Consider the following 22,585-nt stretch of genomic DNA (forward strand, 5'->3'; position numbering starts at 1 on the left):
GTGTTTATAGCGACGGGGTTCCACCTCTTCCCATTCCGAACAGAGAAGTTAAGCCCGTTAGCGCCGATGGTACTGCAGAGATGTGGGAGAGTAGGTCGACGCCAACCTTTAAAGAGTCTTATTCCAATTGGAGTGAGACTCTTTTTTTATAGAATACTTTTACAAATAAGATATACGGTTTTAATCAGTTTGATTAAGGCAAAACGATTTTAGGTGTTTATTGCAACAAGGTTCCACCTCTTCCCATTCCGAACAGAGAAGTTAAGCTTGTTAGCGCCGATGGTACTGCAGAGATGTGGGAGAGTAGGTCGATGCCGACCTTTAAAGGATAGCAAGTCTTTGGATTTGCTGTCCTTTTTTTATGTATTTGATTTTCTTTTTATAGGTAGTCAATTGTTGGAGAAAAAGAATTGCGATTTATTGACGACTTGTATAAGACATATTTTCCTTAATAGTATATCACATTCCTTTGGGAATATGGATGGATCATTAATTGTATAACCACTTTTGATATGTATTTTTGGAAGAGAGAGTAACCTGACAAAGCCAATAGTAATAAATGCAAACAAAAAAAGCAGCTACAACATCGTTGTAACTGCTTGATTCAGAGGGTGGGCCCACCTGGGCTTGAACCAGGGACCCCCTGATTATGAGTCAGGTGCTCTAACCAGCTGAGCTATAGGCCCTCGAATAACTTATAAAATAAAAGCAATGTTTTATCTTTGTTTTCGGTGTGCAATATTACATATTTGTATCGAATAATTCAATAATTGAAGGAAAAAAATTATGCAAAAATACGATTCAATACCCAATATTATCTTCGACTTTGGAGGAGTGCTATTAAATATCGATCCACAAAAAGCGGTTAACAGTTTTAAGCAGATTGGTTTACATGATGTGGAATTGATTAAAAGAGAATATTCGGAGAATGGATTGTTTGATAATTTGGAAAAAGGAATTGTCTCGCCAGATGAATTTAGAACTCAAATCAGAAAGTTTATTTCGAATGGTGTTACTGATGCTGACATAGACACGGCTTGGAATTCGATGCTATTGGATTTGCCTTTTGAGCGTTTAGAGCTTTTAAATCGTCTAAAAAAGAATCATAGGGTATTTCTACTTAGCAATACTAATATCATCCACTGGGAAGCTTATATGAGCATGATTCAGGATGTACATGGAGTTTGCTTATCAGATTTTTTCGAAAAGGATTATTACTCGCACAATATGGGCTTAAGAAAGCCGGATCAGAAAATATATACAGAGGTTTTGAATGCGGAAGGCTTAAAAGCAAGCGAAACTTTATTTGTTGATGATATGCTTGCAAATGCCGAAGCTGCAAGATCAGTTGGTATGATTGCACATCATTTAAAAATTGAGGAAGGAGAAACGGTATTGGATCTGTTCTCAGAATAGAATTACTTCTTTCGAAAACTTCCCATGGTGTTGTCGTAGTTGATGTAATATAAACCTGATTGAAGATTTTCAAGATTCACTTTATTTCCGAAACCTTTAAAAATGATATTTCCATATTGGTCATAAATCTCGTAAAGGGTTTCGGAGGTAAATAAAAGTTCATCTTTTACTTTTTCTGGTCCAAATTCAACTTTTGGCTTTTGCGACTCATGGGTTATTCTTGGAGAATAATTAGCATTTCCGGTATAATCGGTTTGAGATAATCTAAAAATATTTTTTCCGGTATGAGTTCTTACGTTTAACTTGTACTTGTTGATGGTTGGTAATCCGTTACCTTCAACTTCGCCCACAATGATCCATTTGTTCCATCTGTATTGTTGAACAACAAAAGGTATTGAACCACTTTCTTCTCTAGTAGTCCAATGTAAAATGCCATTTTTATCAACTTCGGCAGTCTGAATTTCAAATGTCGATTTTGGTTTTATAGCTTCCGGATTTGTAATACGTGGCAAACATCCACCTTTATAATGTAGAACGATGTTCACCTTTTCCCCTATATCAAAGCCAAATTGAGAAAGATCTATTTCGAATGCACTACTACCTATTTCATCAGAAGAGGTTTGACCGTTTACCGTAACCTGATAAACGCAATATCCCACCCCTGAATCTGAAAATGGATTCATTACATATACATTTTTCCCAAGATAAATTCCACTTAGCTCTAGTTTATCGGCATAAGCGAATGAAGTCAGAAAAATGAAAAATATGAATAAAAGATTCTTCTTCACACTGATAGATTAGTGGTTACATCTATCTGCAAGATATAAAACAATGTGTATTAAAAAAAAACATTAATCAAGTTAATTGATATTATCGTCAATCCAATCGCCATTATTTTTAATGATGTTCTTTAATTCTTCAATAGCAGTTTCACTTGGGATGTTCTTTATTAAAACATCATGACCTTTATACAATGATACTTTTCCAGGCCCTGCTCCTACATAGCCGTAATCAACATCCCCCATTTCACCAGGACCATTCACAATACAGCCCATTACTCCAATTTTTAAATGCGTAAGGTGAGAAAATGCCTTTTTCACTTCAGCAACTACTTCTTGCAATTGGAATAGAGTTCTTCCACAGCCTGGACAGGATACAAACTCTGTTTTGGTAGTTCTTACTCGAGCTGCTTGCAAAATCCCAAATTCGGTTGATAATACTTCGTTTTGAGGAAGATTTCCCCGGTTCACAATGCTGATGCCATTGCCCAAACCATCGAAAAACAAAGAACCTAAATCAGCAGATGATTTTAAGTGAAGATCTTCCAGATTTGCATCGGTAAATTCACGTTTAAAAATTACTGGCGCCTTGCATTTTGCTTGAACCAATTTGAAAACAAAAGCTCGTTGTTCGGCAAAGGCATTTTGGTGATTCGATTTACAAACCAAAACAATCTTGTTATTCTCTTTTACTTTGGAGATAAATTCCTCACTTAGATCTTCGTATTCACATTCTACAAAATGAATGCTGCTGGCAAAAGCTGTTAGATTGTCGTGAAGAAATTCCTCTGCCTGGAATAAAGGATAGGATTTATCGGTATACTGATCGGAATATTCCCAACACTCCTGATCCACTATAATTCCCAAATCTTTTGGGTAATCGGTGAAAACCGGATCGTAACCACTTACATAGATAAAGTCGGCGGCCAAGTTTCCTTTTTCCCATTCCAATGTATCCTGATCTTGTTTGAATCCTGCTTTTTCAGGCAAATCAGCAGTCAAGTATCTTTCGTGCGATAAATCGCAGATAACCACAGGAACTTTTGAACTGCCTATATTTTCAACCAAATTTGTTGATCGCTTGTAAAAATTTATCAAATCAAGCTCGGTGTTTTCAACCTGAGTAATTGGTGCGTGATTTTCTTTTTCCAATACGTAATCAACCAGTTTTTTTCCAACTGGCGATTCGATTTCCGGATCTTCAGTAAGAGAAATTCTAACCGTATCCCCAATTCCATCATTCAACAAAGCGCCTGTTCCAACGGCCGATTTAATTCTTCCATCTTCTCCTTCTCCAGCTTCTGTTACACCCAGGTGCAATGGAAAATGCATGTGTTCTTTTTCCATTTCGCAAACCAACAAACGAACAGTTTTCACCATCATTACCGTATTGCTGGATTTTATTGAAATGGCAACATCCGTAAAGTTTTGCTCTTTACAAATGCGAAGAAATTCCAAAGTGGCTTCAACCATTCCGCGCGGAGTATCGCCATAGCGACTCATGATTCGATCTGACAAAGAGCCATGATTGGTACCAATTCGAAGGGCCGTGTTGTTTTCCTTGCAAATACGAAGCAATGGAATAAATTTCTCACGAATTTTTTCTAAATCTTCCTGATATTTTAAATCTCCGTATTCGCTGTTCTTGAAATCGGCACGTTTGTCCACAAAGTTTCCCGGATTAATTCGAACCTTGTCAACATATTTTGCTGCAATTGTAGCGGCTTTGGGATTAAAATGAATGTCGGCAACCAAAGGTGTTTCATATCCTCTTTTTACCAATTCCTCTTTTATGAATTTTAAATTCTCAGCTTCTTTTGTTCCCTGTGTAGTTAAACGAACATATTCTGCTCCCGACTCTATCATTCTGATTGCTTGCTCAACACTAGCTTCGATATTATTGGTATCGGTGTTGGTCATCGATTGAATTCGAATAGGATTATTGCTACCCATTGGGGTATTGCCAATATTTGATTCGCTTGATTCGCGACGAGAATAATTGAAAAGATCTTTACAGAAATGATTATGCTGTGAAAAACTCATTGTTATTGATTTGAATTGAGCAACAAAGGTAAGTATTTCAATTATCAATTATGAGTGATCAATTATGAATTGTAATGGAAAGAGAGTTAGAATATTTAAATTTACACTTAATTTGTATTACAGTACTTAAATGATTTTAAAGTTTGATTTTCTTTAACTTTAAGTACTTGTAACTCTAAGTACTCTAGGCACTAAAAAATCTCTTATGTCGATTAAAGTTCAGGAATTAAGCAAGCTATACGGAAAACAAAAAGCACTTGACAATATTAGCTTTGAAATTAATCAGGGGGAAGTTGTTGGATTTTTAGGACCCAATGGGGCGGGAAAATCAACAATGATGAAGATTATAACTGGTTTTATTCCACAATCATCTGGTTTGGTTGAAGTAAATGGATTGAATATAGAGGAGTATTCATTGGAGGTGAGAAGGAAAATTGGATATCTGCCAGAGCATAATCCGCTTTATTTGGAAATGTATGTGAAAGAGTATCTCGACCATGTTGCTTCCATTTATAAATTGGGAAAAGCTAAAAAGTCGAGAATTGCTGAGATGATTGACCTTACTGGACTTGTTTTGGAACAGAACAAAAAGATTGGTGCACTTTCGAAAGGATACCGACAAAGGGTAGGAATTGCACAGGCTTTAATTCACGATCCAAAAGTGGTGATTTTGGATGAACCAACCACTGGTTTGGATCCCAATCAATTGGTTGAAATTCGAAATCTGATACAGGAAATTGGCAAGCAGAAAACCGTTATGCTTTCAACTCATATTATGCAGGAAGTGGAAGCCTGTTGTGAGCGCGCTTTAATTATCAACAAAGGAAACTTGGTTGCCGATAAAAAGATTGAAAACCTCAGTTCCGAATTGTCTTCAAAGATGATTGAAGTGGAATTCGCCAATGAGATTTCCTTGAATATCCTAAATCAACATGAGGGAATTAAAGAGGTAATTTCTTTGGGAGATAATAAATTCAGTATCTCAAGTTCTGATGATATCCGTAAGGAAATATTCCAAATGGCTGTGAAAAACAATTGGGAACTTCTTGAAATGAAGAGCCAAACCCAAAGGCTCGAAGACTTATTCCATCAGTTAACAGTTAACAATGATCAGTAATCAGTTATTTGTTTGAGATTTAGGATCGGATTCTAAATGATTTAACCACAAAGGGCACAAAGTGAAAAAACATGAAGGATGATGGAATTGCAGAAATATACAGATTTCGGGAATATTCTAAGTAATTTAGTAGCTTAAATTCACCCCTCTCCCTGTCGGGATCTCCCCTGAAAGGAGGAGAATGTTCTAATCAAGTGTAGCAAGTCTTTCAAACTGTTAATCTATTTCATTATTGAGTGTTTCCCTTTAAGGGAACCGGAACGAAGTGGAGCTCGTGAATACATTAATGTAAAAATTGTATGTGAACAAACTGTCGACAGACTAAAGGGTGAAGGAAGAGTTTAGTTTAACCCCTATAATTAAGACTTTATACTCTTTTTCCACCTGAAACCACCTGTTTCTCAGGACTACGAATTGTTAAAAAGCATTAAAAACACCTATTATAATATTGTTTCTTTCCAAAATAATGTTTTCCTTTGCCGAGAATTCAGTGGAAAGATTTGGCTGCTTGCAACCACAGAAAAAAATGCTAAATGGTGTTATTATCCTTTTTCTGCGTTAATACAACAACCAATTACTTTCCCGTAAATTTTATTTATAAAGTGCGTAATGTCTGGGGGACTTATGTTACTAAGTAGACTTTTATGCGCTCAAAACTTTAAAAATTATGGGATATTTATTTACATCAGAATCTGTTTCTGAAGGACATCCAGACAAAGTATCTGATCAGATTTCAGATGCCATTTTGGATAAATTACTGGCTTTTGATCCTAATTCGAAAGTTGCAGTTGAAACTTTGGTTACTACTGGTCAGGTAGTAATTGCCGGTGAGGTAAAAACAAAAACTTACATTGATGTTCAGGAAACTGCGCGTAAGGTGATCAACCGTATTGGTTACACAAAAAGCGAGTACATGTTCGATGGATCATCTTGTGGTGTTTTAAATGCACTTCACGAACAATCAGATGATATCAATCGTGGTGTAGATCGTGAAGATCCAATGACTCAAGGTGCTGGTGACCAGGGTATGATGTTCGGTTATGCTTCTAAAGAAACCGATGATTACATGCCATTGTCGCTTGAATTGTCGCACCGTTTGTTGATTGAAATGGCTGCCATTCGTCGCGAAGGCAGAGAGATGACATATCTTCGTCCTGATTCAAAATCTCAGGTAACCATTCAGTACAACGATCAGGATGCTCCTGAAAGAGTTCATACGATCGTAGTTTCTACTCAGCACGATGACTTTGGTCCAAACGATGAGTTGATGTTACAAAAAATCAAGAAAGATGTTCGTAACATTCTTATTCCTCGTGTAATTAAGCAATTGCCAGAAAGAGTTCAGGCTCTTTTCGATGATGAGTTCATTTTGCACGTAAATCCAACAGGTAAATTCGTGATTGGTGGTCCTCACGGTGATACTGGATTAACAGGTCGTAAGATTATTGTTGATACTTACGGTGGTAAAGGTGCTCACGGTGGTGGTGCTTTCTCAGGAAAAGATCCTTCGAAAGTAGACCGTTCTGCAGCTTATGCTTCACGTCATATTGCTAAAAATATGGTTGCAGCTGGAGTTTCAGATGAAATTTTGGTACAACTTTCATATGCAATTGGTGTTGCTGAGCCAGTAGGTATTTACGTTGATACTTACGGAAAATCGAACGTGGAATTAAGCGATGGTGAAATTGCTGAAAAGGTTCAAGAACTTTTCGATCTTCGTCCGGCAGCAATTGAGCAGCGTTTGAAATTGCGTAATCCAATTTACGAAGAGTCGGCAGCATATGGCCACATGGGACGTACGCCAAGAACAGTTACCAAGAAATTCGAATCTCCATATTTCGGAAATATCGAAAAAGAGGTTGAATTGTTTACTTGGGAGAAACTAGACTATGTTGAGAAAGTAAAAGAAGCTTTCGGGCTTTAATCTTTCAATAGAATGATATAATAAAGAGTCATTTCCTTTGGGAGATGGCTCTTTTTCTTGCCTATAAGTTTGATAAGATAAGCTGCAAGTGTGATTGTTGATGATTTTTTAGATAAAATGATTGATGAATTCGTGATATTGATTTAGAATTTTTGGAAATAAGCTAAATTATCTATGATAATCATGAGTAATCCTATATAAATCAATATTAGTTCATTAAAAATCAATAAATAATCATTAATATCTACTAAAAATTAGGATAAAGTATCGTAAATTTAGAAGAAAATCACAGCTAAAAGCATTAAAATCAAGCCTAAAATGAGTAAAAAGTATCCTATAAACGAGCTAATCTTAAAAGAAATGAAGAGACATGGGATGCGACCACCAGACTTGGCCGTAGACTCGGTTTAAGTGTATCAACAACCTATTATTTATTGAGTAGAAATACCATACAGGTGGATCGACTGCGTCAGATTTGTAGGATTTTGAATACAAACTTCTTTCAAATATTGGCCGATCAGATGAATATGGATAATGATTCGGATGCCTTTAAAGATGAAGAAAAAGAGGCATTAAAAGCCGAGAATGAGACTTTAAAGAGTGTAATTAGAATGTTGGGGGGAAAGTGATTTCCACGCAAAGGGCGCAAAGAATTATTTTCAAACTTTGCGATCTTTGTGAAAAACCTTAGTGTACCTCGTGGTTAACCTCATTAACTCTTCACTTTAGCCTGCAATGGATAATGCTGCACCGTATCCTTTATACTTTTTTCAATATCAATAAACTCAAAGTTTAGAGCATTTTTAATTTTTTGATTTGAATATTTTCTGATGTTGTGCGAAGCTCGCGCAGTTTCTTTGGTGAAACTTGGCTGTTTAAACAAAAATACCTTTTGCAAAGACGCCAAACGCCATCCAATTTCGGTCATTTTTGGAGAGGCATATTTTGTAGGTCCTTCTAGCCCAATATGTTTTGCGATGGTCTTAAATATGAATTCATAAGTACAGTCGTCGCCGTTTAAAACAAAGCGTTCGTTCACAATATCACTTTCCATCAATTGAAGCATGGCTTTGCTCACATCTCTAACATCAACATAGCCAGTAATTCCCCTGGTGAAATACTTTAAACCATTGGCAACAGTACTAAATAATAGCGAGCTGCCTTTGTCCCATTGTCCCGGACCCAAAATGATAGATGGATTTACTATTACGGCATTCAGCCCTTCCTCAATTCCTCTCCAAATTTCCAATTCCGATTGAAATTTACTAAGCGAATAACCCGAACGTTTATCCTCAGGACTCCACGGAGTAGTTTCGTTTACAGTATCTTCGCCTTCTTCCGGAGTCCCCAATGCAGCAATGGAACTTACCATACAAAACTTACGGATATTATTGTCGATGCAAGCATTTACCAGGTTTCGAGTTCCTTCTACATTGATGTCAAGTAGTGTTTTTTTGTCTTCTTTTTTGAAAGAAACCAAGGCTGCACAATGGTATACATCCTTTACTCCTTCCAAGGCCTCTTCCAAAGAATCGGAATCCAACATATCTCCATTAAACCATTCAATTGATTCGCAAAGCTGATCAGCATCTTGTGAGTAAAACGAAAAGGTTTTTCGAACCAAATCGATATTACTGCTCGATCTTTTTAAAGCACGAACTTTGTTGCCATTTTTCAGTAAATCAAAAAGTAGGTGTGAACCAACAAGACCGGTTCCTCCAGTAACTAAAATCATATGTTGGAGATATTTTAAAGATTAAAAAAAGGGGTGAAAATTATTTCACCCAATTCATTTTAATTGTCTGTTTCATATTGTCATGCACACTCAAAGGTACAGGACTTGTTCCGGCTACCGATTCAATAATTTTTTTCTCTTCATCGGTATATTCCTTATCTGGGAAATTGAATTCTACAATCACTTCAGCTACTCTTCTTGGATCACTTGCCATGATTTTGGTAATGTCCAATTCTGTACCTACAATATCAATATCATTATCGCGTGCTACAATGCCCATAATGGTCATGATGCATGAGCCTAATGAAGTTGCCAATAAATCGGTTGGTGAAAAAGCTTCTCCTTTACCTCTGTTATCAGTTGGCGCATCGGTAAAAATTTTATTTCCTGATTGTAAGTGAACACATTCGGTTCTTAAATCACCCAAATATTTGGATTTTATAGTAGTCATGGTAATTTGATTTAAAATTTAAAGCTAAATATATCTATTAATTTCGAATTATAAGCAAGATCATCACTTTGTCATTTTTCATTCATGGATGTGCTGATTAAAAAACGCTTAACTCTTTGAATATACTGGAAATATGATCATTCGCTTTTGTATTTTTTCTATATTTGTAAACTTTTTAGAAAATACAAGATTAAATTAATATAAATGAGCACGAAATTTCCAGAATACAAGAATTTTGATCTTTCGCAGATCAATAAGGATATCTTAAAAGATTGGGAAGAAAACAAGACTTTTGAGAAGAGTTTGGAGACCCGTGAAGGTCATCCATCGTTTGTTTTCTACGAAGGACCTCCTTCGGCAAACGGAATGCCAGGTATTCACCACGTTATGGCTCGTGCACTTAAGGATATTGTATGTCGTTACAAAACTCTTAAGGGCTTTCAGGTGAATCGTAAAGCAGGTTGGGACACACACGGTCTTCCTGTAGAACTTGGTGTAGAAAAAGAACTGGGAATTACAAAAGAAGATATTGGTACTAAGATTTCGGTTGATGAATACAACGAAGCTTGTAGAACCAATGTAATGAAGTACACTCGCGAGTGGGAGGATTTAACTTCTAAAATGGGTTACTGGGTGAATATGGAAGATCCATACATCACCTACGATAACCGTTATATCGAAACGCTTTGGTGGTTGTTGAAGCAATTGTTCGAAAAGGATTTGCTTTACAAAGGATACACTATCCAGCCATTCTCACCTGCTGCAGGTACTGGTTTGTCAACGCATGAGTTGAACCAGCCAGGTTGTTACCGCGATGTTAAGGATACCACTGCAGTTGGTATGTTTAAAGTAGCTCGTGACGAAAAGAGTGAATTTTTATACGAAGGTATTGATTGTGATGCATACTTTATTGCATGGACAACTACTCCATGGACACTTCCTTCAAACACTGCTTTGGCTGTAGGTCCTAAGGTTGACTATGTAAGAGTTCGCACTTTCAATCCATATACAGGAATTCCATGTGTGGTGATTCTTGCAAAAGATTTGTTCTACAATTTCTTCGATAAGAAATATGAAGGACTTGAGTTGGGTGAATACAAGCCAGGAGACAAGCGCTTGACATTCAAAACTCTTTCTGAGCACAAAGGAACCGACTTGGAAGGAATTCGTTACGAACAATTGATGCCATTGGTAAAACCAGAAGGTGATGCTTTCCGCGTAATCCTTGGTGATTTCGTAACTACTGAAGATGGTACTGGTATTGTACACATTGCTCCAACTTTTGGTGCGGATGATGATAGAGTAGCAAAAGCAGCCAACATTTCTCCACTTATTCTTCGCGATAAGGAAGGTAAGATGCAGCCAATGGTTGATCGTACTGGTAAATTCTTCTTGATTGAAGATTTAGATCCTGAGTTTGTGAAGAATTATGTGAATGTTGAAGCTTATGGCGAGTATGCAGGTCGCTTTGTGAAGAACGCTTACGATCCAAACTTAACAGAGAAAGATCCTACTTTAGATGTTGATATTGCAGTTTCTTTGAAAAAAGATAGCTTGGCATTTAAAGTTGAAAAGCATGTTCACAACTACCCACACTGTTGGAGAACTGATAAGCCTGTATTGTATTACCCATTGGATTCATGGTTTATCAAAACTACGAATGTTCGCGATCGCATGATCGAATTAAATAAAACCATCAACTGGAAACCTCAATCAACTGGTGAAGGTCGTTTCGGAAAATGGTTGGAAAACCTACAGGACTGGAACCTTTCTCGTTCTCGTTACTGGGGAACTCCACTTCCTATTTGGGTAAGTGAAGATCGTACAGAAATGAAATGTATTGGTTCGGTTGCTGAGTTGAAAGCAGAGATTGAAAAATCAATCGAAGCAGGTTTCATGACTGAAAACATTTTGGCTGATTACGTTGAAGGAGATAACAGCAAAGCGAATTACGAAAAATTCGACTTGCACCGTCCGTATGTTGATGGAGTATACCTTGTTTCTGAATCAGGTAAGAAATTGGTTCGTGAATTAGACTTGATTGATGTTTGGTTCGATTCAGGTGCTATGCCATATGCACAGCAGCATTATCCATTCGAAAACAAAGAGGAATTCGATAAGTTGTTCCCTGCACAGTTTATTGCTGAGGGTGTTGACCAAACTCGTGGTTGGTTCTTTACACTTCACGCAATTGCAACTATGTGTTTCGATGGTGTTGCTTTCGAAAATATCATTTCTAATGGTTTGGTATTGGATGCAAAAGGAAACAAGATGTCTAAGCGTCTTGGAAATGCTGTTGATCCATTCGAAACTATCGAGAAATACGGTTCAGACCCATTGCGTTGGTACATGATTACAAATGCTCAACCATGGGATAACTTGAAATTTGATTTAGGTGGTGTTGAAGAAGTTCGTCGTAAATTCTTCGGTACACTTTATAATACATACTCATTCTTCCAGCTTTACGCTAACATCGATGGATTTAATTATTCAGATGCTGATATCAAGATGGAAGAGCGTCCTGAGATCGATCGTTGGATTCTTTCTCTTCTGAATTCATTGATTAAAGAAGTTGAAGAGTGTTACGAAGCTTACGAGCCAACTCGTGCAGGTAGAGCAATTCAGAATTTCGTGAACGAAAATCTATCTAACTGGTACGTTCGTTTGTGTCGTAAAAGATATTGGGGTGGAGAGTATGATGCAGACAAGATTTCGGCTTACCAGACTCTTTACAAATGTTTGGAAACCATTTCTGTCCTTGCATCTCCAATTGCTCCATTCTACATGGATCAGTTGTTTAAGGATTTGAATTCTGTAACTGGACGTTTCTCTGAAGAATCAGTTCACTTGGTTGATTTCCCTAAATACAATGAGGAAGAAATTGACAAAGCACTAGAGGAAAGAATGGACATGGCTCAGAAGATTTCTTCTATGTCGCTAGGATTACGACGTAAGGTGAAAATCCGTGTTCGTCAGCCACTTCAGAAGATCATGATTCCTATTTTGGATGAATCAATGGTTCCTCAGTTGGAAGCTGTTAAGAATATCATTCTTTCTGAAATTAATGTGAAAGAAATGGAATTCATTACTGATACTTCCGGAGTATTAGTGAAGAAGATTAAGCCAAACTTTAAGACTTTAGGTCCTAAACATGGTAAAATCATGAAACAAATTGCAGCTGCTATTGGTCAAATGACTCAAGAAGATATCGTGGCATTTGAAAAGGCTGGAGCATACGCGATTACTGTAAATGAAGAGAATGTAGATCTTACTTTAGAGGATGTTGAAATCATTTCGGAAGACATTCCAGGATGGTTAGTTGCCAACGAAGGGAAACTTACTGTGGCAATGGACGTAAACATTACCGATGAGTTGAGACAAGAAGGTATAGCTCGTGAATTTATCAACAGAATTCAAAATTTAAGAAAGGATAGCGATTTTGATGTTACTGATAAAATCAAACTTGAAATTATGATGCATGATTCTATCAATGATGCGGTACTTGCTCATAAAGAATACATTGGAAGTCAAACATTGGCAGTAAGTGTTGAGTTGGTAGAAAAATTAGCAGAAAACGAAGCTAAGGCGGTAGAGATTGAACAAGGTGTAGAAAGCTTCATTAAGATTGAAAAAGTTAGTGAATAATCGATTTTTTGTTATCTTTAGAAAACGAATAAAACTATAGAAGCAATGACAGAAAAGAAGCGATATACAGACGAGGAGTTACAAGGATTCAAAGAATTAATTAACTCTAAACTTGCGAAAGCCAAGAAGGATTACGATACATTAAAAGCTGTTATTTCTAACAGTTCAGGTAATGATATTGAAGATACATCTCCAACTTTTAAAGTGTTGGAAGAAGGTGCATCTGTTCTTTCAAAAGAAGAAGCTGGCCGTTTGGCTCAGCGTCAGGCAAAGTTTATTTCTCATCTGGAAGGCGCTTTGATTCGAATCGAGAATAAAACGTATGGTATTTGTCGTGAAACAGGAAAGTTAATTTCACCTGAAAGATTACGTGCAGTACCACATGCAACTTTAAGTATCGAAGCTAAAAAGAAGCAGTAAACTATTCAACTTGAATATAGAAAATGATTGGAAGAGTATATTCTTCCAATCATTTTTGTTTAGAAGTAAAGGTTTTCATTTCTTTAAAACCTGAAAACAAACGAATAAAACATTTAAAGTTAAGATATGTCGCTATTTAAAAAATCGGTAGCATTTATTGTTGTACTTCTGATCTTGGATCAGGCACTAAAAATTTGGATCAAAACCAATATGATGTTGGGAGAATCTTACCACATTTTTGGTGATTGGTTTCAAATCTATTTTATTGAGAACAATGGAATGGCCTTTGGAATGGAATTGGAAGGCGAATGGGGAAAAATGCTATTAAGTTTGTTTCGCATTATAGCAGTTTGCGGAATTGGCTGGTACTTGCTTGATATTTGTAAGAAAAAAGCACCTCTGGGATTGATTATTGCTATTTCGTTGATTTTTGCTGGTGCTATGGGGAATATTATCGATAGTGCTTTCTATGGTATGGTATTTAATGATAGCTATTACCAGGTTGCTCAATTTTTGCCTGAAGGAGGTGGATATTCAAGTTTTCTGCACGGGAAAGTTGTTGATATGCTATATTTCCCATTGGTAGAAGGAAATTTTCCTGATTGGTTTCCAATTTGGAAAGGTGAACACTTCGTTTTCTTCCGCCCGGTATTTAATATTGCCGATTCTTACATCACCATTGGTGTTGCATTCATTTTGCTGTTTCAACGAAACTATTTCGTGAAAGAAGAAACTAACTAACGAGAAGATATTATAAATAGAAAAAGCCCTTTAAAGGGCTTTTTTTATGACTTGGCTTGTGCTGCTTTTCTTCTGCGCTGAGCTTTAAAATAATTAATCTGACTTCGTAAACTCCATATTCCACCAAGAATAACTACAAGGAATATCCATTGTTTACGTCCCCAACCTGCATCTCCAAAAATTCCTTTCGAGAGCATTACAACAGCTGTAATTACCAATAAACTTGTTAGCAGAGCTGCAACATGACCTATGGCTGCATTTTCTTTTCTGATTCCAGGAGTACAAAAGAATAAGATTACACCAAAGAATAGTGGAATAAGTGCTGTGAATTGCCAATCTCCTATTTCGTAGTACCTGGCAATAAAACCGAATGCTCCTGCCAATATTAGTATCAGCGAGTATACTTTGTTAATTTGATATGCTTCTTTCATATTTGCTATTTTTATTTAGAAAAAATCTAAATACTAAAATACAAAAAGTCAGGAACATTCAAAATGAACTTGGCAATTCATTAAAATAAGAAAGGCCGCCCTACTGGACAGCCTTTCTTGGACAACCTTAAAACTCAACCATGAATTGATTATCGTACCGCAACTACTAAATACTTTGAAGATTTCCAGAATTCAGCTGGATCAAGTATGGTAATTCCTTCAACCGTATCGGTTCCCTCAACCTTATAAGAACCTGTTGGATGACTTGTTACCAAACTAATCTTCTTTCCTTTTACAGGAATCGTAGTAGTTTGCGTGATATCAATTTTTTTAAATTCACTTTCTTTAAAATCTTTGTTAAGAACTGCAGTTTTACCAATTCCGATGAATCCACCATCCTTAGTAATTACCTGCTTTTCTTTTAATTCTTTGCTAGTACCACAAACGTAATAACCAGTGTTAAGAGCAGCAGTTTTTTCTACAATCTCTTGAGTTTTGGTTTCGTTCTCGGTATTAAGTGCTAAAACAGTACCGTTTAATTCAGTTACCTTTCCATTTAAGTTTTCAACTTCGATGTTTAGTTTAGCAACTTTATCATTTAATGCAATAATCTCAGTTTCTTTGGCTTCCAATTTTGTTTTTAAACGATCGGTAAGCTTGCGAAGCTTCGAGTTTTGATACCAGCTATTATTTAATTTCTTCTCTAAATCAGCAATTTTCTCTCTGTTTTGCTCTAATAAGTTATTGATTGAAGTAAGATCGCTAGCAATCTTTTGCTTCTGTGATTTATTAGGATTTTCAGAGTTTACTGATATAATTGTTTCCTTTTCTTTAATTATTTCAAGATTCTCTTCAATGGTATTTAAAGACTCAATAAAATCATTAATTGTAGAATCTTTTTGTTTTGCCATTGATGTTAGTTGCTGATTCTGCTCTCTTAGCTGTTTTAACTCTTTTTGGTTACATGCCACGAAAAATGGTAAAATCAACAATACTAATACTAGACGTTTCATATAAATATATTTTAGAGATTAGGTTTCGCAATGTATGTTACTACTAGTATGTGAATATCGTGCCGAAAAGGACAAAAGTTTAATAAAAAGCAAACTGTCAATTGTAAGTTCCATTAAATCAAGTGTATTTGATTATGGTATTTATTTTGCATTTTTTATTAAGTAAGCAATTATGGGAAACGAATTGGGGAATTATTCCACACTTTTCGTGTAAATATTCCACATGTGTGGAAACAATTTGATTGTTCTACACAAGCTGTTTTACTTAGAAAAATCTTTTTTTAACTTTACTATGTTGAGGTAAATAAGAAAGCGAACCTATGAGTCCAGAGAAAAGAAGTAATATTAAAATAAAAGTTGTTCTAGGATACATTCTAGTATTCCTGGCCATTATAGCTTCATTATTTATAGCAAACAAAGCATACAACAAATTACTCGATTCAGTAGCTATTCTATCTAAACCCGATGCTGAAATTACAAGAATGAATCGGGTACTTACCAATTTATCAGAAGCAGAAAATAAGATCAGGGTTTATTCTTTAACCAGGGAAGAAAAGTTTCTAGCTAATTTCTATGAGAATATTATTGAGATTCAGAATGATTTGGATTCGCTAAGAAAGTTTAGTCCCGATTCGGGTAGAGCCATTGTTTTGATAGATTCAATGAATTATTTGTTGGAAGAAAGAGCTGAGAAGTTGGAAAAGTTTGTGAAGTTGAAGCAGTCCAAAGAGCGAGTGAACCTTTCCCAAAATGCAATGAGGCAATTGAGTGAGGCTACAGATTCTGCAAAAACACAAATCAAAACCACAACCACCACAACCACCATTCTTGATACAGTAAAAACAGCAAAGAAGGTAAAACCCAAGAAAAACAATTTCTTTAATCGTTTATTGGGTAAAAAAGAAAAGGTAGATACCTTAGAAACTGTGATACAACGAACAGAAGTACAGGTGGATACTAGTTATTTACCTCAGTCGGATAGTTTGTTGATGAACTTGCAAAATCAGTTAGTAAGAGCGCAGGAAATTGAGAAGCTAAACAGAGAGATTGTTTATCGTGAAGAACTTCGCCTTGTTGAAGAAAATACACTCATATGGGATAAAATTAAGTTGTTGCTGAGGCAGCTGGAATCAGAAAGGTTTACTCAACTTCAGAAAGAATCTACTAAGGCGAAAGAAATTGCCAGTAATACCATTTCGATAATCTCCATTATTATTATTGTAGGATTTGTGTTGGGTATTTTATTCATCATTTTTATTCTAACCGATATCTCTAAGAGTAATTATTATCGTTCTGAGTTAATTATAGCTAAAGGAAAAGCCGAAAAATTAGCGAAGGTAAAGGAAGATTTCCTGGCAACCATGAGTCATGAAATTAGAACCCCTTTGAATGCCATAATTGGCTTTACCAATCAGTTGAACAAAACCAATTTGGAAAAGAAGCAAAAGAATTTCGTGAGTGTTTTGAAAAGTTCATCCAAACATTTGCTTGGGTTGGTAAATGAAATACTTGACCTTTCTAAAATTGAAGCGGGTAAACTGCATGTTGAGAATATTAATTTTAATCCTCAGGCTTTGGTTTACGAGGTATATGATCTTTTAAAGGTAAATGCAAGCAGCAAAAACCTCAATTTCGAAATTGAATATAGCGGAGAAAATGATATACGCTTGTTGAGTGATCCTTTCCGCATCAAACAAATACTATTGAATTTAGGATCGAATGCCATAAAATTTACAGAGCAGGGACAAGTATTGATCAAAGCATCGGTAACCTCTAAAGGTGATGTATACTTGTTCGAGGTGGATGTTGAAGATACGGGAATTGGAATTGCTGAAGACAAACAAGAAAGTATATTCGAAGACTTTAGCCAGGCTGATTCTTTTTCGGCAAGAAAATATGGTGGCACTGGGTTGGGATTGGCCATAAGCAGACGATTGGCTGTTTTATTGGGAGGTGATTTATTTGTAGACAGTGAATTGGAGAATGGGTCAACTTTTACATTAAGTTTGCCATTAAAAGAGGCTACAAAACCAGTTGCCGTGGAAGTTACGCAACAAGTAGTATCGATTTCGGAAGAGCTGAAAGACAAACATTTCTTGATTGCCGATGATGACGATTACAGTTTACTATTGCTACAAACCATTTTTAACACATGGAATTTAAAAGCTGAATTTGTTGACAATGGAGAGAAAGCTTGGAACTTGATTCAGAAGAAGCATTACGATATGATTCTTACCGATATCCATATGCCTAAAATGGGAGGAATTGAACTCTGTCGTAAAGTGCGAGAACTGAATAATAACTACAAGGATATTCCAATTGTGGCACTAACTGCAAACGTGTTGGAATCTGATTTAAAACAATACATTGCGTCAGGAATGACTGAATGCTTGGTAAAACCGTTTGATGAAGAACTTTTGCGTTCGATGATAAGCGAACTTTTATTGGGAGAGTACGAACTTCAGCCAAAGATTAATGATATTGATATCACTGCAATTGAAGATGAACCACTGTTTGACCTTTCTCAAATTAAGCAGTTTACCTCAGACGATCCAGAATTAATCAAACAGATTTTAAATCAGTTTATAGATTCAGCCAGGGAAAATTTAAAAGCTCTACGCGAGGCAGCTGAAGCCAAAAATTACCTTGAAATAGGATCTATTGCTCATAAAATGTTGAGCTCTTTTAATCAGTTAAAAGTGGTGAGCGTTGCGCCATTGCTTAAGGAGTTGGAAGATTTATTGCATAAAAAATCCGAAGTTGTTGAATCTCCGGATTATATCAATGAATTGGTTGATGAGGTAGAGCAGAACTCTCAAATTGTAATTTCATCAATTGCAGATGAAATTGTTGCTTAATTATACCTCAATCCCGTATTGTTTGATCTTATTATAAAGTGTTTTTCGGTCGATATTTAACAGTCTAGCAGCTTTCGATTTGTTGAAATTAACTTTGCGTAAAGTTGAGATGATCAATTCTTTTTCGTTTGCTGCCTGAATCAATTTTAAGTTCGATCCTTCAATAACAACATCATTTTTGGGTTGATCGTTCAGAATTTCAGAAGGCAAGCTGATGATTTCAACCTGATCTCCCTGACTCAACAGTACCGAACGACGTACTACATTACGAAGTTCACGAAGGTTACCCGGCCAGGAATAAGTCCTGAATTTTTCCAAGACTTCATCTGAGAACTTGTCAACTTCCTTATTGAGCTCATTGTTCGATAAATCCAAAAAGTAGTTAGCAAACAGAATAATGTCTTCTCCACGGTTTCGAAGAGCAGGAACTGTAATTTTGAATTCATTTAATCGATGATACAAATCTTCTCTAAACTCACCATTATTCACTGAAAGTGCCAGGTCTTCATTGGTAGCCACCACGATTCTAACGTCAACATCAATGTCTTTGTTGCTACCAATTCTACGAACTTTTCTTTCCTGTAAGGCACGTAAAAGTTTCACCTGAATTTCGTAGGATAAGTTCCCAATTTCATCCAGGAAAAGCGTGCCACCTTTTGCTGCTTCAAACTGTCCTTCCTTATCGGTAATTGCTCCTGTAAACGATCCTTTTACATGACCAAACAATTCACTTCCGGCCAAATCGGTTGATAGTGCGCCACAATCTACAGCTACAAATGTTTTGCCTTTTCGGTTACTTTCTGAATGAATTCTTCTGGCTGCAATCTCTTTACCTGTTCCACTTTCTCCTTCTATTATTACCGACATATCGGTAGGAGCTACCAAGCGGATGTACTGGTCTATTTGAAGAGAACTGGAACTTTCGCCACGAACAAAATCAACAGCTGATTTCTTCTTTTTTTCCTTCTTCTTAGGAGCCTCCTGTTTTTCCTGAGCTTTTTCCAATGCTGAGTTGATCAGTAATAAAATCTCATCAGGATTTAAAGGTTTGGTAACATACTCGAATGCTCCCATTTTTATGGCACTCACCGCTGTGCGAATATCTGCATATGAAGTCATGATAATTACAGGAACAGATGGATGCATGGCTTTTATTTTCTGCAAAAGTTCCAAACCATCAAAATCAGGCAATCGAAAATCGCTTAAAACCAGATCAAAAGTTTCATTCTCTAGCTTTTTAATGGCTTCGCCTGCCGAGAAAACAGTGTCGGCATCAAATCCTTTACGTTTAAGCAAACCCTGAAGCATCAGGCATATGGTAGCATCATCGTCTATAATTAGTATTCTCTTCATGCGGAACAGTAGTGTTTTGTTTATCAGATCTTAATCAGTGTAGCTTTTGTGGTAGCATCAGTATTAAGGCCTACAACCAAAATTACACAAAAAGCTCGGATGTATGAAATCCCGAGCTTTCTTTTATGATTTATTAAGATATTAACTTTCCTATTAAAATTCTGCTTTGTCTGCCAGAACAAAATCAAGTTGCTTTGCAACCAGATTGGCCTTGGCAACACGTATGTTAATCTTATCTCCCAATTGGTAAATCTTGCGATGATGACGACCAACAATGCAGTAGTTGTCTTCGTCGAATTCATAGAAATCATCCTCCAACTCTCGGATAGAAACCATTCCTTCGCACTTGTTTTCGTCTATTTCTACATAGAATCCCCATTCGGTAACACCAGAAATGGTTCCTTCGAATTCTTGTCCCAAGTGATCTTGCATAAATTCAACCTGCTTGTATTTGATGGAAGAACGTTCGGCATTTGCAGCCTTTTGCTCCATCTCACTACAATGCTGACAGAATTCTTCGTACTTATCTGCATTTACCGATTTGCTACCATTCGCATATTTTTCCAATAGTCGATGGGCCATCATATCCGGGTAACGACGAATTGGAGAGGTAAAGTGAGAGTAGTGATCGAAATGTAAACCGTAGTGACCAATATTCACAGTGGAGTATTCAGCTTTTGCCATTGATCGGATAGCCAATGTTTCTACCAAATTCTGAATGTTTTCACCCTTTACGCTATGCAGCAAATTGTTCATCGATGTTGAAATCGCCTTTGCATTGGCAGTTTTGATTCCATATCCAAACTTGCGAATGAATTGATTGAACGAATTCAACTTGTCAGGATTTGGTTGGTCGTGAGTTCGGTATATAAAAGTTTTTGCTTTTATACCTTTTGTTACTCTTCCAACCGATTCTGCAACTTTTTTATTCGCCAATAGCATAAACTCTTCAATCAGTTTGTTCGAATCTTTCGATTCTTTAAAGAACACACGAGTAGGCTTTCCTTTCTCATCAATATCGAACTTCACTTCATATCGATCAAAGTCAATGGCTCCTTTTTTGAAACGCTTCTCACGAAGAATTTTTGCCAATCTATCCAGGCAAAGAACTTCTTCTTTAAAGTCACCTTCTCCTGTTTCGATTACCTGCTGAGCTTCTTCGTAGGTGAATCTTCTGTCCGAGTTGATAACGGTTCTACCAATCCAGGTATCCAAAACTTCGGCTTTGTCGTTCATCTCAAAAACCGCGGAGAAGCATAGCTTTTCCTCATTAGGTCTTAGAGAACAAACACCATTGGAAAGTCTTTCCGGTAGCATCGGTACTACTCGGTCAACCAAATAAACCGAAGTTGCTCTTTCGAATGCTTCCTTCTCAATAATGCTTCCTTTCTTCACATAGTGGGTAACATCAGCAATGTGAACACCCACTTCCCAGTTGCCATTTTCCAATTTTCTTAATGATAATGCATCATCAAAGTCTTTGGCATCATGTGGGTCGATGGTGAAAGTGGTAATTTCTCTGAAATCTCTTCGCAAAGCAATTTCTTCCTCAGTAATCTTATCGGAAATTAGTTCGGCTGCTTCGTTTACTTTCTCAGGAAACTGGTAAGGCAAATCGTACTCAGCCAAAATTGCATGCATTTCCGTATCATTTTCACCTGGTTTACCAAGAACATTTACCACCTGTCCAACCGGGTTTTTCGATTTCTTCGGCCATTCGGTAATTTGTACAATTGCTTTTTCACCATCTTGTGCACCATTTAGCTTGGTAAGTGGTAAAAAGATATCGTAAGGCATTTGTCTGCTATCGGAAATCAGGAAAGCATAGTTCTTCGAAATTTCGATGATTCCCACAAAAGTGGTTTTCTTTCTCTTTACGATTTCGACCACTTCGCCTTCAGGTTGCTTGCTTTTTCTTCTGGCATATAGGTAGACTTTTACCACATCGCCATGAAGAGCTCGATTCAAATTGGCTTGCGATACAAATACATCTTCTTCCAAATCATCAGAAACAATGAATGCTGCACCTCTTGCGGTCATATCAACAGTTCCGGTGATGTGACCAATTTTTGATTTTAATTTGAACTTTCCAGTTGAAACTTCGTGAAGGAAATCAAGATCGGTAAGGTCATACAGAATGCCTACGACCAATTGTTTCACTCCCATTTCTTTAATTTCCAGTTGTCTGGAAACTTGCTTGTAGTTAAATGTTTTCTCAGGATTGTTGCTGAAAATCCCTACAATTAGATTTTCTAAGCTTTTGCGATTATATCTTTGACCTGATTGTTTTCTTCTTTTTCTAGTCATATTCTTTAAATCTTAGCCATAAGATTTTCTGAGTTTTTACCCAATTATTAATGTAGTGATAATAATCTTAAAAATGGGTATTGAACTCATTACTTCTCTTTTACTTTTTTATTATCTGCATAAAATACAAATGCAGAATTGTACTATAAATCAAATTTGTAGTACGTTTTGTTGAGTTCTGATAAAATTCCGTTAGAGAGGTAAATCCGGAATTATCAATCTTGTCGAAATTACTACCAAACAAGATGTTCAAGCGCGGTATTACTGTGACAAAGATAGAAGTACAAATCTATTTCAGCAAAAACTTAGGTAAAATAATTCTTAAACTTGGTTTAGCTATCTATCAGGATTC

16 protein-coding genes, 1 tRNA gene and 2 rRNA genes are annotated in these 22,585 nt (G+C 36.5%); 10 read left to right on the forward strand and 9 right to left on the reverse strand.

The window, feature by feature from the left end:
• A 5S ribosomal RNA gene (gene rrf / locus DF185_RS17280) occupies window positions 1-107 on the forward strand; the annotation flags it as partial.
• Between the two features lie 102 nt (window positions 108-209).
• Window positions 210-320: ribosomal RNA gene (gene rrf / locus DF185_RS17285) — 5S ribosomal RNA — on the forward strand.
• A 292-nt stretch (window positions 321-612) separates the two neighbouring features.
• Here rrf (DF185_RS17285) and DF185_RS17290 read toward each other — a convergent pair.
• A tRNA-Ile gene (locus DF185_RS17290) sits at window positions 613-686 on the reverse strand.
• 100 nt (window positions 687-786) lie between these two features.
• On the opposite strand from DF185_RS17290, the gene DF185_RS17295 reads away from it, so the two are divergent.
• The gene (locus DF185_RS17295; RefSeq protein ID WP_110362019.1) at window positions 787-1,416 is read left to right on the forward strand and encodes an HAD family hydrolase; all 630 of its coding nucleotides are present in this window, start codon (window positions 787-789) and stop codon (window positions 1,414-1,416) included.
• A gap of 2 nt (window positions 1,417-1,418) precedes the next feature.
• Here the strand turns inward: DF185_RS17295 and DF185_RS17300 are convergent, their stop codons facing one another.
• Both DF185_RS17300 and ispG read right to left on the reverse strand, forming a co-directional pair.
• Window positions 1,419-2,204, reverse strand: coding sequence for a hypothetical protein (locus DF185_RS17300; protein ID WP_110362020.1), 786 nt, complete (start codon window positions 2,202-2,204; stop codon window positions 1,419-1,421).
• A 72-nt stretch (window positions 2,205-2,276) separates the two neighbouring features.
• Window positions 2,277-4,238: a (E)-4-hydroxy-3-methylbut-2-enyl-diphosphate synthase gene (ispG, locus tag DF185_RS17305; protein WP_110362021.1), complete on the reverse strand. Its 1,962-nt coding sequence runs from the start codon at window positions 4,236-4,238 to the stop codon at window positions 2,277-2,279.
• A gap of 205 nt (window positions 4,239-4,443) precedes the next feature.
• Here ispG and gldA point away from each other — a divergent pair, with 205 nt between their 5' ends.
• The 3 genes from gldA (at window position 4,444) to DF185_RS23505 (ending at window position 7,908) form a co-directional block, all read left to right on the forward strand.
• On the forward strand, window positions 4,444-5,355 hold the full coding sequence (gldA, locus tag DF185_RS17310) for a gliding motility-associated ABC transporter ATP-binding subunit GldA (RefSeq protein WP_110362022.1): 912 nt from the start codon (window positions 4,444-4,446) through the stop codon (window positions 5,353-5,355).
• Window positions 5,356-6,022: 667 nt separating this feature from the next.
• Window positions 6,023-7,279 (forward strand): methionine adenosyltransferase, encoded by a 1,257-nt coding sequence (gene metK, locus DF185_RS17315; RefSeq protein WP_110362023.1) that lies wholly within the window; start codon window positions 6,023-6,025, stop codon window positions 7,277-7,279.
• A gap of 434 nt (window positions 7,280-7,713) precedes the next feature.
• A complete protein-coding gene (locus DF185_RS23505) occupies window positions 7,714-7,908 on the forward strand; it encodes a hypothetical protein (RefSeq protein WP_133250074.1) in 195 nt (64 codons plus the stop codon).
• 83 nt (window positions 7,909-7,991) lie between these two features.
• Here DF185_RS23505 and DF185_RS17320 read toward each other — a convergent pair whose 3' ends face one another.
• Both DF185_RS17320 and DF185_RS17325 read right to left on the reverse strand, forming a co-directional pair.
• Window positions 7,992-9,014 (reverse strand): NAD-dependent epimerase/dehydratase family protein, encoded by a 1,023-nt coding sequence (locus tag DF185_RS17320; RefSeq protein ID WP_110362024.1) that lies wholly within the window; start codon window positions 9,012-9,014, stop codon window positions 7,992-7,994.
• A 40-nt stretch (window positions 9,015-9,054) separates the two neighbouring features.
• Entirely contained in the window at window positions 9,055-9,465 is a 411-nt protein-coding gene (locus DF185_RS17325) for an OsmC family protein (protein WP_110362025.1), read from the reverse strand.
• Window positions 9,466-9,669: 204 nt separating this feature from the next.
• Between DF185_RS17325 and ileS the strand changes: the two genes are divergently transcribed.
• The 3 genes from ileS to DF185_RS17340 all read left to right on the forward strand — a co-directional run bounded on the left by ileS (window position 9,670) and on the right by DF185_RS17340 (window position 14,271).
• Window positions 9,670-13,110, forward strand: a complete 3,441-nt coding sequence (gene ileS, locus DF185_RS17330; protein ID WP_110362026.1) for an isoleucine--tRNA ligase — start codon at window positions 9,670-9,672, stop codon at window positions 13,108-13,110.
• A 45-nt stretch (window positions 13,111-13,155) separates the two neighbouring features.
• The gene (locus tag DF185_RS17335; protein ID WP_110362027.1) at window positions 13,156-13,530 is read left to right on the forward strand and encodes a TraR/DksA family transcriptional regulator; all 375 of its coding nucleotides are present in this window, start codon (window positions 13,156-13,158) and stop codon (window positions 13,528-13,530) included.
• Window positions 13,531-13,656: 126 nt separating this feature from the next.
• Window positions 13,657-14,271: a lipoprotein signal peptidase gene (locus tag DF185_RS17340; RefSeq protein WP_110362028.1), complete on the forward strand. Its 615-nt coding sequence runs from the start codon at window positions 13,657-13,659 to the stop codon at window positions 14,269-14,271.
• A 44-nt stretch (window positions 14,272-14,315) separates the two neighbouring features.
• Here DF185_RS17340 and DF185_RS17345 read toward each other — a convergent pair whose 3' ends face one another.
• Window positions 14,316-14,702 (reverse strand): hypothetical protein, encoded by a 387-nt coding sequence (locus DF185_RS17345; protein WP_110362029.1) that lies wholly within the window; start codon window positions 14,700-14,702, stop codon window positions 14,316-14,318.
• 149 nt (window positions 14,703-14,851) lie between these two features.
• Window positions 14,852-15,715 carry a Cbp1 family collagen-binding glycoprotein adhesin gene (locus DF185_RS17350; protein ID WP_110362030.1) on the reverse strand — a complete coding sequence of 288 codons (864 nt, stop codon included), beginning with the start codon at window positions 15,713-15,715 and terminating at the stop codon, window positions 14,852-14,854.
• A 320-nt stretch (window positions 15,716-16,035) separates the two neighbouring features.
• On the opposite strand from DF185_RS17350, the gene DF185_RS17355 reads away from it, so the two are divergent.
• Window positions 16,036-18,573, forward strand: coding sequence for a hybrid sensor histidine kinase/response regulator (locus DF185_RS17355; protein WP_110362031.1), 2,538 nt, complete (start codon window positions 16,036-16,038; stop codon window positions 18,571-18,573).
• Here the strand turns inward: DF185_RS17355 and DF185_RS17360 are convergent, their stop codons facing one another.
• Complete coding sequence (locus DF185_RS17360) at window positions 18,574-19,926, reverse strand: sigma-54-dependent transcriptional regulator (protein WP_110362032.1); 1,353 nt, start codon at window positions 19,924-19,926, stop codon at window positions 18,574-18,576.
• 153 nt (window positions 19,927-20,079) lie between these two features.
• Window positions 20,080-22,233 carry a ribonuclease R gene (gene rnr, locus DF185_RS17365; protein WP_110362033.1) on the reverse strand — a complete coding sequence of 718 codons (2,154 nt, stop codon included), beginning with the start codon at window positions 22,231-22,233 and terminating at the stop codon, window positions 20,080-20,082.
• Window positions 22,234-22,585 lie beyond the last annotated feature (352 nt).

The sequence above is a fragment of the Marinifilum breve genome (assembly GCF_003202155.1).
GTDB classification, from domain to species: domain Bacteria; phylum Bacteroidota; class Bacteroidia; order Bacteroidales; family Marinifilaceae; genus Marinifilum; species Marinifilum breve.